Below are 13,780 nucleotides of genomic sequence, written 5' to 3'. Positions count from 1 at the left end.
GTTCCGTCTACTCGGTATCCTCGCAGTCCTCGCCGGAATCGGTGGATGGTGTTCGGATCGCCACTCCCGCCCCTCGGGGAATCAGATAGCTCCCCCTACGGACGTCACCGGCGATCTCGAGACGAGAACGGTCCTGTGGGCCACGTGTTGAGAACGTCCGGTGTGCAACAAAATGCACGGTGGGTAGTCACGGTACGGATGACTCGGCGTCTGTTCGATCGTCTGCGTCCCCGGCTTTCGATGCTCCTGGATCGTACCCCGCATCCTGGAGGTTCGAGAGGACGTCGTGGACGGTTTCGAGGGTGTTGTGGAGATCCTCCGTCGTGCGGCCACTGCTGAGGAACTCGTTGCTGTCCGTGTTCTCGACGAGGAGGGTGGCGTGAGCCACGTCGTTGCGGAGATCGGTGACCTCGTGGAGTCGGGAGGCTGCACCGCCTTTCGTGGTGAAGCCGCAGGCTTGCCAGCAGGCTTCGACGTTGGTGGCGATGGTTTCGAGCGTGGAGAACTGTGCGTAGTGGAGTTCGTCTAAGGCGACGTTGGCTGCTTGTGCGTCTTCGTATCGGTCTTCGATGTCGTCGAGTTCGTCTGCGGTGACGGGCGTGGTTTTCCAGTCTGGTTTCGTATCGAGGATGCGTTCGCGGATGCGTTCGCGGAGGTGTTCTTCGAGGTAGGTGATGCGGTCGAACAGGTAGATGCGCGCTGGGGCGGTGTTGAGATCGGCGCGGGTGAGGATGCCGGTGACGTGGTTGTGGCCGCCGAGGAAGTAGATGGGTTTCTCGATGAGTGCGGAAAGGACGTCCGCGAACGAGGTGTCGCCGCTGATCATGTAGTCGATGGTCAACGGGGTGAGGGAGCCGTCGAGAGTATCACTCTCGTCGTCGGTCGTGATGTCGTCTTTGTGAACGAACCCGATTGGGCCATCGTCAGCGTAGACGGGGGCGGCGTCGTACCCGTTCTCCTCGAGCCACGTGGCGACGTCGCTTGGGTGCATGTCGTGATCAAGGTGTTTGACAGAGTGGGTTGCGAGTTCCGCCGCGGTGCAGTCGTAGAGGGTACGGGGCATATCGGCTGGTGGGGAGGCGAGACTCGTCAAACTGCGGGCCGTGCAGGGAAAAGGCGCGGATCGAGGCACCTATCCACCGCAAAGTTAATGACCAAGGAGCATATATTCTCACTCGATTATGTTCAAAGGGCATTTTGAGTCGGCGGGGGCGAGTATCGAGTACGGTGCTGCTGGCTGTCTCTTCCCCGTCGAGGAACTGGATGCGACGGTACTCCAGGACCGAGATGCCCAACTCGCGCTCGACGATGTCGATGGATCGAACGCCATCGTCGTCGCCCCGACGAACCTCGCAACCAGTTACTTCCTCACCCAGCACACGCTCACTGCGATCCGCGTCGACAGTCTCTCCACCGGCGTCCGGACGCAGATCGCCGCTGCGCTCGACGCTCGTCCCGACAGGTTCGAACTCGTCCAGATCGGTAAGTGGAACCGCGACAGCGCGAATCACTCGCTCGCCGAATTCACGGGCGCCTGAACTCTGCCTGTCGGGGATACGGGTTCGGGGAAACCCAGACGCGTCCGACACTCGTGACCGAGTCGCTGTCCGCTTCGTTCTCGGCGCCCGGTCGGACAGTCAGCGAGCCGTCGAGGCGCACGGAACTATCGACCTCGAAACACTACTCGCGTCTGTTCAACGCTACCTCGTTCTACGGTCGTTCGAACGCCTTCCTCCCCGGGAGCGGTGCTCGTTCGTTCTCCTGGGCGGTCCGGCAGACAGGCGTTCGTCACACGACACACGGCCCTTCGATACCCGACGAGAGCGGATTCAGGTGTCAACCGGTTACCCACAGGTTCGTACGTATGGTGACCAACACTGGTGTATGAGCGATGCAGACGATGTCGCAGATCTGGGTCGGCGAGCGATCCGGACCTCGCGCACGGAGGCGCTTCGAGAGCGGATGCGAACCGTGATCGACGATCACGACCGCGATGCCGATCTGAAGGCTGTCAGACAGGAAACGAGCGGCGGCGACTCCCTCGAGTCGATCGTCGACGATGGCCGATCGGAACGGGTCTAGGCGCTCGATGCTGTTCTTCGACACCTCCGCGCTGGTGAAGCGATACGCCGTCGAGGACGGCACCGCGGTCGTCGACGCGATCGGTCGCCAACGAGAGAACGAGGACATTCGCGTCTTCCTCGACAGGCAGGGCGTCGCCAAATTTGCAGCCGCGCTCCACTACGCGACGCGGATCGAGGCGAGCGACCTGACGGAGCGTACCGCCGCGAACAAACTCGGCGTCCATTCGGTTGAGGGGCTGACCGTGTTCGGCGCATTCCGAGACGTCCTCGAGGACGCCGCCTCGTACGATCCGTACTCGAGGCCGAAGCGTGACACGCCGGAGAGACGAATTCCGCGCCACAGTAGCGCTCCCCGACGCGAACGTGGTCGTTGCGATGGGCGGGCCATCCACTGAGACGTACCGGGCGTTCGAACGCTTCGTTCGAACGCGAGACCCTCTCCTAGCGGACTAGTCGTCCGTGCGGGTCATCGGCGACCGCACGTCTATACGAGCGGAGGTTCACTCTCCTCGTATGACGATCACGAGAGATGACGCGGTTCTGGGCTGTGACCCTCGAATCGACGGCACTCGTGTTGGCGTCCGCCACGTGCCGGACGCGTGATCGAAGGCGGATACTCGCCGGCGTACGTCGCCGATCAGCTCGACCTGTCGCTCGCGGCGGTCTACGAGGCCCTCTCGTACTGGTATGCAAATCCCGACGAGATGCGACGCGTGGAGCGTGCGAACGCTGACGCCTTCGAGGGCCTTCGTGAGGCCTCACTGAAACCCACAGAACTCCAGTGACGACCGACGTCCAAAAAATCTCACAGCGATACCTGTGGGATGAGCCGGAATTGAACACACACTAATCGCCGGTAGCAGTCGAATCCTCTACGATTGTGACAACTTGTGGAAACGGCCCGCATACACGGGGGCGTCACCATGAGCACTGTTCCGATCATCGACACTCCCGGACCAGGGGGGTATCGTGAGAGGGGTCACTAGTTGTGGTCACATTGTTCGAGTTACGCCACACTTTCGAGTGCGCGGCTTCACCGTTCGAGGCTAGAACGGGATCTAGGCGGGAGTCACCAGTACAAATTTATAGCGAGGGAATCTAGGAGACGGTGATGAAGGAAGAAGGATTGGCCATCGCGCGCGAACACCGCGAGTCGAATACCGAATTCTATCGTGCTATGGGACGCGCGGAATACTCGGACCATCCCGCGACGTCAGAGTAGCGTCTACCGTCTCTCTCGGGCATAGTTGAGGATCTCCCGTAGGTGCTGTTCCGGGGGACTGTGTCGTCTGGACCCGTCGTCACACAGTACGAACTGGAAGTACCGGTGCCAGATGTCGTAGAGGGGATCGCGTTTCCACAGCGTGTCGAAACGGGTGTCACTCAGAAGGTGGCGGGCGAGCTTGGACTCTAGAACGACGCGCTCTATCTGTTGTCCAACGGGGAGTCGGTCTCCAGTTGCCGTCTCGTACAGCACTGCTAGTGAACTCATTCCCGTTCGGTGGTTGGCATCCGGGAAGAAGTGAAGGCCAGCAATCGCTCTGAGCCAGTGAGCGCATTGCTGTGGCAGCGGCTCGTTGGTCGGAAACTCGCGAATCAATCGGTGCAAATCCGTTTCAGCCACGTTGCCTACCTTTCGTTTGGTTGCCTCCGGAGATTCCCTCACCCACCCGTATTCCTCAGCTGAGTTCTTCACGAGGTCTAAATTGAGTTGTTTGATCGTTTCTCCATCCAGGTTGGTACAGTCGTCTATCTGCCAGTCCGGGGCCGGGTGAGAGACGGTTGCGATTGCATCGATGTCGTAGAGACCGTCGCTAGACGGAAGCGATACTCTGTCACGCTGACTGTCGGCACCCAGTTCTGTCAGGGTATACGTTTCGTGAGACGTATTTTTCACGATTCCTGCGCACCGTAGGTCGCGCAGCTGAAGGCGGAGGACGTTCTCACGGTACCGCTGGTTCGCAAGTTTACGGGGGCTATGGTGTCCTTCATCCGAAAGCTGGTCGATGATGTCGTGATCTGACCGGTACATTGGCCGAGCTGGATCGATGAAATCTCGATAGGAGTGCGGTCCATCGGGGAGGGCCATAGCTAATCCAAAATCCGTCTGTAAATATGGCTGTTGTTGATACGTTCTGGATCGAAAATTGCCGACGAAACCGTGGCAGTCAGTCACCGCTACCGCTCTCGGTCCGCTGAACCGTCCACCGTGTCGTGCCAGGTGTGTATACTGGGTAGCGCCGCCGTTCGGTTCGTTCGGCAGCCGATTCACCGGGGTCGTCGAGCCACGCCGTGTCCCAGTCGACGTCCGAAGCGAGTGCTTCGAGACTGGCCCACGCCTCCTCGGCACTGCGTTCGCTCCGCCGCGAACGCTCGTATATCCGGGCAGCCTCGTCCGTCATCGCCCCAACGTATGAGGCGCTCGGTAGTACTTTCTCGGACAGTAGCACGCGAACCAACCCACCGACGTGACGTTCGCGTCGGCTGCGTCGAGACGGCCACCTCGCCCAGTGGCTTCACGTCCACTCTCGAAAATCGGACTATCGAATGGTGTTCGAGCCCGCGTTGAGCAACTTACGCGAGTCCGACGAGCCCGTCTTCGGTCCGACGTCGTTTCGCGGGTACGTCGACCGGCACGGGATCGAGGCGGGCCGGACGCCGTGGTACATCTCCGTGGACGCGATTTGGAGTACGGATTCGGTGTAGTGTCGGGCGAATGTGATGGTTCTTCGGATGGTCTCAGCGCCGGGGCGGCCCTGGGTGCTATCGAGCAGCGTAGGAGCGAATCGGGACTCGTGGAACAAATGGACCGAGTTGCGATACTCGGGGTTCCCGACCGACCAACATCTGATGCCCGAATCAGGGATTGTACGGTTCGACGATTTCGAGGACTGCAGGCGCTTCGTATCGCCGGTGTCGCTGCTGTCCAGTCGTCTCTCGCAGCACTCCATCGTCCCACAGACGATGGATTGCCTGGTTGATCGCTGGCTGTGAACGATCGAGGGCCGCGACCGCTTGGGGCTCGGTGAGATACGGGTGTTCGATGACGAAATCGAGGACTTCCCGGATGACCGTCCCTTGGCCCTGGTACTGATCCCAGTATCGGTCTCGGAGTGCGAGCAGCTTCCGAGCGACCGTGTACGCTTCATGTCCCTGTTCGGAAATCGCCCGAAGGAAGAAGACCACCCACTCCGTCCACGCACCGTCACGACTCACTGCGAGGAGCCTGTCGAGATAGGCATCTCGATTCACGTTGAAATACGACGATGGGTAGAGGTACGGGCCGGGCAGTAGGTCCCACTCGTAGAGCACCAGCATCACCAGGAGGCGACCGAGTCGACCGTTTCCGTCCTGAAACGGGTGGATCGTCTCGAACTGGTAGTGGATCAGCGCCAGATCGACAAGCGGAGCGTACGTCGGACCGGATCGAACGTACTGGAGGAGGCCACGGAGCGCGTAGGGAACGCTCGCCGGTGGCGCCGGAACGAATCGCGCGTCACTGAGTGGGGTCCCCGGCTCGTCGATGCCTACGAGATCGTCGCGCAACTCCCCGGGATTCTTCGCTTCGCCGCGGGCGCCTTGCAGCAGGATTTCGTGGAGTCTGCAAAGCAGCTCTCGATCCAGGTCGGCGCCAGTACGAAGTGCTCGGATCCCGGCGGTGATCGCTTCGACGTAGTTTTGAGCCTCCGTGATGTCGGCGCGCTCCGTCTCCGTTCGGCCGGGCTCTTCGCCGGCTTCGCGACGGTACAGGTCGGAGAGCGTCAACCGCGTCGTCGTTTCGATGTTCGAGGAGTCGACGGCCTCGCGATGAACCAGCGGGCTCAGGATGACCTCTGGAGAATCGAGCCACGTATCCAGATCGGAGAGTTGCCCCAGGGCGTACATCGCGTCGCCAATCTCGGTCCCGAGGTCGTGCGTGGGTTCGAGTTCTGGTGGCAGTGGATCCGGGCTAAATGCGAAGATACCGTCGATCATCTCGACGTCGCCCGGTGGCTCGTCAGCAAAGTCTTCCGGTCGCATCGTTATCTTAGTCGCGCCTCTGTGGGTTTATAGATAACGAATTTGCGGATTAGCTATCTAAAACTGCGTACCCTGCACGCTAAGATAACTCGTAGCGGAAACAGTTATGGTGAATCCGTCTGTCAGTGTCTCTGATCCGGCCAGTGGCTTCACGTCCACTCTCGAAAACCGGACTATCGAATGGTGTTCGAGCCCGCACTGACGAAACTTCGCGAGTCCGACGAGCCCGTCTTCGGTCCGACGTCGTTTCGCGGGTACGTCGACCGCCACGGGATCGAGGCGGGCCGGACGCCGCGACATATCTCCGTGGATTCGCTTCAGGATCTGAATTCGGAGTTGCGAGCCGCGGACGTGATGGTCCTCCGGATGGGGTCGGCGCCCGACGGCCGCGGGACGGGCTTCGTGCTGGTCGAGGCCCGCGACGGGGTCGAGGCGTACTTTCTGGAGGACGAGGCGCTCTTCGGTGACGTCGAGGCGACGTCGATGGCGGGGACCGCGGGACCGAACGGTGAGTCGGTCGAGCGCGATCGGCTGTTGAGCTTCGAACTGTTGCCGAGTTTCTCCGAGACGTCGCTCGTGAATGTAGGGTTGGCGTCCGGCGCCCTCTCGGAAGCCCTGGATCTCGATCGAACCGGGGCGCTCGCCCCACCGGCGACCGGCCAGTCGACGTTTTCGTTCGAGGTGCGGCCGCGGGGCGATCTGGCCGAGACCGTGACGCACCGACGGGGGCAGGTCGAGATCGACACGCTGTTCGCCGAACGCCGAGACGGCGACCTGGCGCTGTTCGTCATCGAGGCGAAGACTGACGGGCGGTCGTCGCTCGCGAAACACAAACTGGTGTACCCGCTGCTGGCGATCGCCGAGTCGGTTCCTCCGGAGATCGAGCTGGTGCCGGTGTACCTGCGGTGTCGGCGGGCCGACGGGCGGGTTCGCTTTTCGGTTGCGGAGTGCTCGTTTCCGGACCCCAGGGAACGGATCGGTGGGGTCGAGGAATTGTGTCGTCGGCGCGAGCGGGTGGTGGAGCTGGAACTGGATGGATGAGTGGTGAGACGCTGGATTTCGTGACGTCGGACTGGCCGACACGATCGCACGACGGCGATCACGGAGTCTGCTACCCGGCTCTCGTCCCCTCCTGTCCAGACTGGGTCGGCCACCTTCATACATTAGATAAAGTGGGCCATATATCTAGGAAAACATTATAGGACCTCGGTTTTACCAAATTATTTAAGACTCACTCGGTGGCAGTGAATACCATATGCCGAGAATGACGGTCGAGCGATTCTTCGGTGGGATCGACCACCGGATCTCGTACCTTCAGTCGACCCTGCAGTACGTCTCAGAGTATCACCCATCTCACGCGGACCTCTCCGAGTGGATTCTACAGAATACGCCCGCCGGCTCGCAGCAATTGATTCGGCGGAATATCGCGTTCCTGGAAACGATCGATCTGATCGAGGAGACTGACGGTCGGTACGAACCCACCACCAAGGGCGAGGCGGTCTGGAAACGGGACGAACCGCTCGTGCTGTACGAAGGTCTCGCGACGAACGTCGACGGATTTCGGGACCTCTGCCGGGCGATTCAGGCCGGCAATCGAACGGTCGAGGCCATCCAGACGGCGCTCCGGGAGTCGTTTCCCGACTTCGAACTCCCGGAGGGCGTGGTCGGGGGACATCTCGGCTGGTTGCGGTCGCTCGGCCTCGTGACCAAATTCGACGGAACGTATTCGTTCCCGATCGAGGACGGGACGTTCGACGTCGGCGAATCGTACAACCGCTGGTTCATCCACGACGTGTTGAAAGGCGAGCGGTACAAGGGCATCGCGACGCCGAGCGACCTGGATCTCGTCTTGCTCTTCACCGGCGAATCGGGCTCGGCCTACGGCTACGAGGACACGTTCCTCCCCGACGATCGATTCGTCTACACCGGCGAGGGCGTCGAGGGCGATATGACGATGGACGGCGGCAACGCCGCGATCCGCCATCACCGGGAGAACGGCGACTCTCTGCACCTCTTCGAGTCGACGGACATGCCGTGGATCGTCACGTATCTCGGCGAGTACGAGTACGAGAAGCACGTGATCGACACGCTTCCGGACGAACACGGAACCGATCGCGACGCGATTCGATTCACTCTGGCACCGGCCGGCGGAACCAAAGTCGAACTCGAGGATGGGACGCCGCAATCGCTCTCGCTCGACGACCTCTACGAGAAGGCAACGGAGAGTTCGCCGACCCACACGACCGGCAGTTCGTCCGGATCAACGAGTGAAAGCCGGTCCTATCAAGGGTCAGCCGTCGTCCGCGAGTACGCGCTCCGATGGGCCGACGGCGTCTGCCAGGGCTGCGACGAGGACGCGCCGTTCTTGACGGCGGGCGGCGATCCGTACCTGGAGGTCCACCACCTCACACGACGGAGCGACGGCGGCCCGGACGATCCGGACAACGTCATCGCTCTCTGTCCGAATTGCCACCGCCGGGTCCACGAGGGCCGGGACGGCGACGCGTTCAACCGCAAATTGAAACGGCGAGTCGCGAACCGCGATTCCTGATGTGGCCTGACCTCGGCGTTACCGCGGCCGTTCCCGATGTGATCGCGGCTGTTCTTGACGAGCACCGGTTTTCACCCACTCCGAGAACTCCGAGAGGTTCATCGCCGCCGCGCAGTGTTCACAGCAGTACCGAACCGAGTCCGCGTATCGCGCTTCCAGCATCGCTGGCGGTGCCACGTCGATTCTGAAGAGCTCCGCCGGCCCCACGTCACGATCACACCGGTAACACTCCCGGAGCTGAGTCGTCTCGCGGGCGCCGCTCGTCGCTTCGATGGACTTCATCCGAGCTCACCCCGGAATCGCACTGACCACCCGGTAGAGCTCGGCCCCCAATCCCCGAAAACGAAAGTGAACGGCGGGTAGCGATTCGACTCCCGAAACCGAGAGCGGGCGAGACCTTTTTGTCTCGACGGTGTGTTGTGGAACATGGTGACCAAATCGGGGCTCCGATTTGGAAGCCGCGTCTCGGGTGTCTCTAGCACCCGGGGCATTTCTCCGGCGCGCATGCCCCATGCGGCTGTGATGGAGACGCGAGCTTCCGGGTTGGTCTACGGAGTGATGTGTAATATATCTACTGGATATTGGGGGTATTTTGGGTGATTGGGGACACTCCCCCTCGACATTTTTGGAGAACTGTGGTCGATACCACATTTGGATTCGAAAATCGCCACGGGTTCCCACTTCCGTGTTAGATACCCCGGATGCAATTCTCCCATGGGGTGTACTGTACCCTGCCTCATTCCTGGCCTTCCAGATTCTCCCGGCCGGAGTCTCCCGCTCGTCGCTTCCACCGGATCCTTCTGCACGACCCTCTCCCCTGACCGCGCGTCGTCTCGCTCGACATACGCTCACACACTCCCATTGGCATGCGACCGGCCCCTCACTGACCGTCTCGAACGTCGGCCGCGTGTTCGAACGCCACCGACCTGCGTCTCAAACGCGCGCCGGTCCCGTCGTGGACTGCCGGCCGAGACACGACGTGGTCTTCGTCACGGACACCGGCGGGATGTGCCGGACGGTCCGTCCACCTGGCGTCCGAGATCCATCACCGCGGTCTCGTCCGGAACGCATCTGCGGCGACGCGCCACACGAGCACCGGTCCCTAGTATTCCTCCCCAGGTCTCCCGTGCCAGCCACCGTCGCGTCTCTGGCTCTGTCGATAGCAGCAGCAATCGATGGATCTCGCATCGGTTTCGGTCGATACAGACGAACCTCTTTTCGCCTCGGGTGCGCTTCGCGCACCGCTCGGCGAAAACCCGTTCGTGCCAAAAAGCCGGTCTCGCTCCGATCGACCGGTGAATCGCGCTCACTACCGGGTCCGTCGGACCGCTCGTTCGCGCGAATGCTCGTGGTCAACTCTCAGCACAACCCTCGAAATCTATCACCGGCTGAGAATTCCATCAGGCCATCGATACGAATCGAGTTCACACCCGGGAAGTCGGCACGCGAGTTGCGAGTACGACGTCGACGTGGAGGCCTCGGCTTCGAGTCGCTGTTCGAAGAAGCCCAGTGACCGTCAGTGATCGAGCTCCAGAGGCCCATCCTCGAACCGTAGGTTACAGCCGAGAGCTAACTCCACCTTCGTATCCATAGTTATGAGGGACTACAACTTTACGTTGCTAAGAACAACAAACAAAGCCGATGGCTACGATAGTCTATATATGCAAACAGTCCCCGTAGACGGTGTCCTGGAGTCGCTCCGGATCGGCGTCGGCTTTCTCTGGACCGCCGCCTGGGCGATCATCATGGGGCTGGTGATCACGAGTCTCGTCCAGGTCTACGTCTCGAAGGAGCGGATGGCCGGCGTGCTCGGTGAGGGCGACATCGCGGGCGTCACGAAGGCAACGCTGTTCGGTGCCGCCAGCAGCGGCTGTAGCTTCGGAGCCGTCGCCATCGGGAAGGGCCTCTTCACGAAAGGGGCCCACGTCGTCAACTTTCTCGCGTTCATGTTCGCCTCGACGAACCTCATCGTCGAACTCGGGTTGATGATCCTCATCCTGCTCGGCTGGGAGTTCCTCGTCGCCGAGTTACTCGGCGGTCTCATTCTCATCGCGGTAATGGCGGGGATTGTGCACCTGACGCTTCCGGAGAGCCTTTTCGAGGAGGTTCGCGCCGAGCTGAATCAGCGCGATCACGATCACGACGTTTCAACGGATCCGACCTGCGGGATGGAAGGCACGGACGAGTATTCGATCGTGACGGACGGCGGCGAGACGCTGCGGTTTTGCTCGGAGGGGTGTTTGGAAACCTATCAGCAGCAAGCGGCCAGCGGCGGTGGCTGGCGAGACGAACTGCTGTCGTGGGGCGGCTGGTACAAAGTCGGCAACCAGTATCGCAAGGAGTGGTCGATGCTCTACACGGACGTGATCGCGGGCTTTCTGATCTCGGGGTTCGTCATCGTGTTCGTCCCGCAGTGGGTCTGGAACACGCTCTTCCTCCAGGGCGAGGGGGTGCTGGTCAGCGCCGAGAACGCGGTTATGGGCGTGGCCATCGCCGTCGTCAGTTTCGTCGGGAGCATGGGGAACGTCCCCTTCGCCGTCGCGCTCTGGGGTGGCGGCGTGAGCTTCGCCGGCGTCATCGCGTTCGTCTACGCCGACCTCATCACGGTTCCCGTGCTCAACGTCTACCGCAAGTACTACGGCTGGAAAGTGATGGCCTACATCCTCGGCGTGTTCTTCGTGACGATGGCGTTCACGGGCTTTCTTATGGAACAACTGTTCGACGTCCTGGGAATCGTCCCCGATCTCGCCGGCGGCACGACCGCGAGCGAGCAGACCTACTTCGAACTGAACTACACCTTCTACCTCAACGTGATCGCGTTCGCACTCTCGGGCTTTCTCTTCTACGTGTACCGACGCGGTCTGGGGGCTCCCGGGCAGTACCGGGATCCGGTGTGTGGAATGCGGACCGACGACGGGCCGCGTCACACGTACGAGGGCGAGACGTACTACTTCTGTTCGAACACCTGCAAGCGCACGTTCGAGACCGATCCCACGGAATTTGCAGGGCAGGGGCCGGACGTCGAACACCACGATCACGACCACGAACATTGACGACGACGCTGCGGGGGATCGGCCCCGAGCATCGGCGAACCGAACCACAAGCGATTCTGCGGTCGACCACGAACGAAAGGTATGAGCGACCAGCACACGCAGCTTGGATGAGTACAATGAACCGGGACCGAGCGGACGCCGCCGTCGCCGTCATTCTCGGGGTGGTGCTCCTCGGGGGCGCCGCCCTCACCTGGCAAGCGTATCGCCAGCGCCGCGCCCTCGATCAGTCGATGGGCTCGATGATGGAGACGTCGATGGGGTCGATGCACGGCCCGAACCCGCTGTGGGTCGCGTTCCTGACGATCCTCGTCGCGGCTGCGATCGGCGGCGTCTACCTCCTGATCCGGGAGGAACTGTCGGCGCCGAACGGGGAGCGTGCGACTCTCGAGTCCGAACGGATGGGTCCAGCCGAACCGACGGCCACTACCGATCAGCCGGCGGCGTCACCCACCCCCGAGGCGAACCCCCGGGAGCGCGTCCTCGATCTGTTGCCGGACGACGAGCGGCGCGTCCTCGAACCCGTACTGGAGTCACCCGGCGTCACACAGATCGAGCTGCGCGACCGCTCCGATTTCTCGAAGAGCAAGGTGAGCCAGACCCTGAGCGCGCTCGAGGAGCGCGGCCTGCTGTACCGGGAACGCCAGGGGCGCACCTACCGAATCTACCCGAGCGACGACTTGCAGCAGCGCCGGCCAGGTCAGTAGCGACCGGCCTCCGGGGCCGTACCCCGCGAATTTGGCATGGATGAACGGTCTTCGCTGAACGAAACGGTTAGATCGCCCTATACACGTTCTCGAACGATCTCCTGCGTGTGTTCACACCCACGGGGATAACCGGTATCCCCCTGTAGGACTACCTGAGGTGCCAACCAATGACCGACACCACCCTCGGACGCTGGCTGCTCGCGGTGCTCGCAATCGTCGGACTCGCGATCGCCGTCTCGGTGGTCGGCGCACACGGCGACGAACCGGTGGCGGACGAGACGGACACCCACGACGGCGGTACCTGGGCCGCCTGGATGGATGGCCACGTGGGCTCCGGTACCATCGCAGAAATGCAATCGCACATGGGCGTGGCCGGCGACGACATGCCCCACGAGACGGCTGCCCGGAACCACACCGCCGGCGGGATGAACGGCCAGGGGCCCGGCTGCTAACGGCCCCTGACGGTTCGACTCGTCAGGTTCGAATCACCACTCACTGAACACACGAAACCAATGACGCAACTCACCACCACGGTCGGACGCACGGTTCGTCGAGCATCGATCCTCGCCGTTTCACTGGCAGGAACGGCGACGGGGACGGTCGCCGCCCACGGCGGCGGGAGCTACGACGGCGGCATGATGGGTGGCGGGTGGGGCCTCTTCGGCGGAACGATGGGGCTCCTCTGGATGGGCCTCCTCGTCGCCGCCGTGCTCTACGTCGGCTCGTCACTCCTCAGCCTGGGATCCGGCAGGACTGACGAGCGGTCGCTGTCGGTTCTCCGCGATCGCTACGCCCGCGGCGACCTCTCCGAGGAAGAGTACGAGCGACGGCGAGAGCGACTCGAACGTGCAGGATGACCGGACAGACTAGTGCGGGAAAACCGCACCTGCCCGCCAGGGCAGGCCAACAATTAACTTCGCTATCCGGGGTACGATAACTATGACCTACACCATACAGAAATCCGTGACCGGCGATTTCGACGACGTCGTCGAGACGACCATCGCAGCGCTCGACGACGACGGATTCGGCGTCCTCTGTGACATCGACATGCAGGCGACGCTCGACGAGAAACTCGGGGAGGAGTTCCAGCAGTACCGGATCCTCGGCGCCTGCAATCCACCACTGGCCCACGAGGGGCTGACAGAGGACGTCGAACTGGGTGCACTGCTTCCGTGTAACGTCATCGTCTACGAAGCGGATGACGGTGACGTCGTCGTCAGCGCGGTCGATCCGCGACGCCTCGTCGGACTCACCGACAACGACGCACTCGCATCGATCGGGACCGAGGTTGCAGACCGGTTCGAACGCGTGCTCGAAGCCCTGTCGCAGGAACACGAAACCGCGGAATCCACGTCGGGGGACTGAATC

At 61.9% G+C, this 13,780-nt stretch carries 19 protein-coding genes; 14 read left to right on the top strand and 5 right to left on the bottom strand.

The genetic code is table 11. The annotated features are described in order from the left end of the window. Window positions 1-187: 187 nt before the first annotated feature. Window positions 188-1,063 (bottom strand): CBS domain-containing protein, encoded by an 876-nt coding sequence (locus NO366_RS03935; protein WP_256533018.1) that lies wholly within the window; start codon window positions 1,061-1,063, stop codon window positions 188-190. A gap of 118 nt (window positions 1,064-1,181) precedes the next feature. Between NO366_RS03935 and NO366_RS03930 the strand changes: the two genes are divergently transcribed. The 6 genes from NO366_RS03930 to NO366_RS03910 all read left to right on the top strand — a co-directional run bounded on the left by NO366_RS03930 (window position 1,182) and on the right by NO366_RS03910 (window position 2,869). After that, window positions 1,182-1,538 carry a DUF8165 family protein gene (locus NO366_RS03930; protein ID WP_256533017.1) on the top strand — a complete coding sequence of 119 codons (357 nt, stop codon included), beginning with the start codon at window positions 1,182-1,184 and terminating at the stop codon, window positions 1,536-1,538. 346 nt (window positions 1,539-1,884) lie between these two features. Continuing rightward, the gene (locus NO366_RS03925; protein WP_256533016.1) at window positions 1,885-2,082 is read left to right on the top strand and encodes a hypothetical protein; all 198 of its coding nucleotides are present in this window, start codon (window positions 1,885-1,887) and stop codon (window positions 2,080-2,082) included. After that, a complete protein-coding gene (locus NO366_RS03920) occupies window positions 2,060-2,479 on the top strand; it encodes a DUF7437 domain-containing protein (protein WP_256533015.1) in 420 nt (139 codons plus the stop codon). Before NO366_RS03925 ends, NO366_RS03920 begins: the two co-directional genes overlap by 23 nt. After that, window positions 2,460-2,537, top strand: coding sequence for a hypothetical protein (locus tag NO366_RS18720; RefSeq protein WP_484496879.1), 78 nt, complete (start codon window positions 2,460-2,462; stop codon window positions 2,535-2,537). Before NO366_RS03920 ends, NO366_RS18720 begins: the two co-directional genes overlap by 20 nt. A gap of 60 nt (window positions 2,538-2,597) precedes the next feature. Then, on the top strand, window positions 2,598-2,687 hold the full coding sequence (locus NO366_RS03915) for a DUF433 domain-containing protein (protein WP_256533014.1): 90 nt from the start codon (window positions 2,598-2,600) through the stop codon (window positions 2,685-2,687). Beyond that, window positions 2,684-2,869 carry a hypothetical protein gene (locus NO366_RS03910; RefSeq protein WP_256533013.1) on the top strand — a complete coding sequence of 62 codons (186 nt, stop codon included), beginning with the start codon at window positions 2,684-2,686 and terminating at the stop codon, window positions 2,867-2,869. The genes NO366_RS03915 and NO366_RS03910 overlap by 4 nt, the downstream gene beginning before the upstream one ends. Before the next feature lie 440 nt (window positions 2,870-3,309). Here the strand turns inward: NO366_RS03910 and NO366_RS03905 are convergent, their stop codons facing one another. Together NO366_RS03905 and NO366_RS03900 are read right to left on the bottom strand one after the other, a co-directional pair. Continuing rightward, complete coding sequence (locus NO366_RS03905) at window positions 3,310-4,173, bottom strand: hypothetical protein (protein WP_256533012.1); 864 nt, start codon at window positions 4,171-4,173, stop codon at window positions 3,310-3,312. 79 nt (window positions 4,174-4,252) lie between these two features. Beyond that, window positions 4,253-4,486, bottom strand: a complete 234-nt coding sequence (locus NO366_RS03900; protein ID WP_256533011.1) for a hypothetical protein — start codon at window positions 4,484-4,486, stop codon at window positions 4,253-4,255. A 145-nt stretch (window positions 4,487-4,631) separates the two neighbouring features. Here NO366_RS03900 and NO366_RS03895 point away from each other — a divergent pair, with 145 nt between their 5' ends. After that, complete coding sequence (locus tag NO366_RS03895; protein ID WP_256533010.1) at window positions 4,632-4,790, top strand: hypothetical protein; 159 nt, start codon at window positions 4,632-4,634, stop codon at window positions 4,788-4,790. A 153-nt stretch (window positions 4,791-4,943) separates the two neighbouring features. On the opposite strand, the gene NO366_RS03890 is transcribed toward NO366_RS03895, so the two are convergent. Beyond that, complete coding sequence (locus NO366_RS03890) at window positions 4,944-6,104, bottom strand: Fic family protein (protein ID WP_256533009.1); 1,161 nt, start codon at window positions 6,102-6,104, stop codon at window positions 4,944-4,946. Between the two features lie 180 nt (window positions 6,105-6,284). Between NO366_RS03890 and NO366_RS03885 the strand changes: the two genes are divergently transcribed. Together NO366_RS03885 and NO366_RS03880 are read left to right on the top strand one after the other, a co-directional pair. Beyond that, complete coding sequence (locus NO366_RS03885) at window positions 6,285-7,145, top strand: DUF6997 domain-containing protein (protein ID WP_256533008.1); 861 nt, start codon at window positions 6,285-6,287, stop codon at window positions 7,143-7,145. Between the two features lie 214 nt (window positions 7,146-7,359). After that, window positions 7,360-8,655, top strand: coding sequence for an HNH endonuclease (locus tag NO366_RS03880; RefSeq protein ID WP_256533007.1), 1,296 nt, complete (start codon window positions 7,360-7,362; stop codon window positions 8,653-8,655). Between the two features lie 18 nt (window positions 8,656-8,673). On the opposite strand, the gene NO366_RS03875 is transcribed toward NO366_RS03880, so the two are convergent. Continuing rightward, complete coding sequence (locus NO366_RS03875) at window positions 8,674-8,937, bottom strand: hypothetical protein (protein WP_256533006.1); 264 nt, start codon at window positions 8,935-8,937, stop codon at window positions 8,674-8,676. Window positions 8,938-10,316: 1,379 nt separating this feature from the next. On the opposite strand from NO366_RS03875, the gene NO366_RS03870 reads away from it, so the two are divergent. The 5 genes from NO366_RS03870 (at window position 10,317) to NO366_RS03850 (ending at window position 13,777) form a co-directional block, all read left to right on the top strand. Beyond that, window positions 10,317-11,708: a permease gene (locus NO366_RS03870; protein WP_256533005.1), complete on the top strand. Its 1,392-nt coding sequence runs from the start codon at window positions 10,317-10,319 to the stop codon at window positions 11,706-11,708. A 116-nt stretch (window positions 11,709-11,824) separates the two neighbouring features. Next, on the top strand, window positions 11,825-12,412 hold the full coding sequence (locus NO366_RS03865) for a helix-turn-helix transcriptional regulator (RefSeq protein ID WP_256533004.1): 588 nt from the start codon (window positions 11,825-11,827) through the stop codon (window positions 12,410-12,412). A gap of 167 nt (window positions 12,413-12,579) precedes the next feature. After that, window positions 12,580-12,864 (top strand): hypothetical protein, encoded by a 285-nt coding sequence (locus tag NO366_RS03860; protein WP_256533003.1) that lies wholly within the window; start codon window positions 12,580-12,582, stop codon window positions 12,862-12,864. 60 nt (window positions 12,865-12,924) lie between these two features. Then, window positions 12,925-13,269 carry an SHOCT domain-containing protein gene (locus tag NO366_RS03855; RefSeq protein WP_256533002.1) on the top strand — a complete coding sequence of 115 codons (345 nt, stop codon included), beginning with the start codon at window positions 12,925-12,927 and terminating at the stop codon, window positions 13,267-13,269. 82 nt (window positions 13,270-13,351) lie between these two features. Then, window positions 13,352-13,777, top strand: a complete 426-nt coding sequence (locus NO366_RS03850) for a DUF302 domain-containing protein (RefSeq protein WP_256533001.1) — start codon at window positions 13,352-13,354, stop codon at window positions 13,775-13,777. Window positions 13,778-13,780: the final 3 nt, after the last annotated feature.

The sequence above is a fragment of the Halovivax cerinus genome, assembly GCF_024498195.1.
GTDB classification, from domain to species: domain Archaea; phylum Halobacteriota; class Halobacteria; order Halobacteriales; family Natrialbaceae; genus Halovivax; species Halovivax cerinus.
Note: the sequence above shows the minus strand (reverse complement) of the source record. Positions and strands in the feature narration are given on the sequence as shown.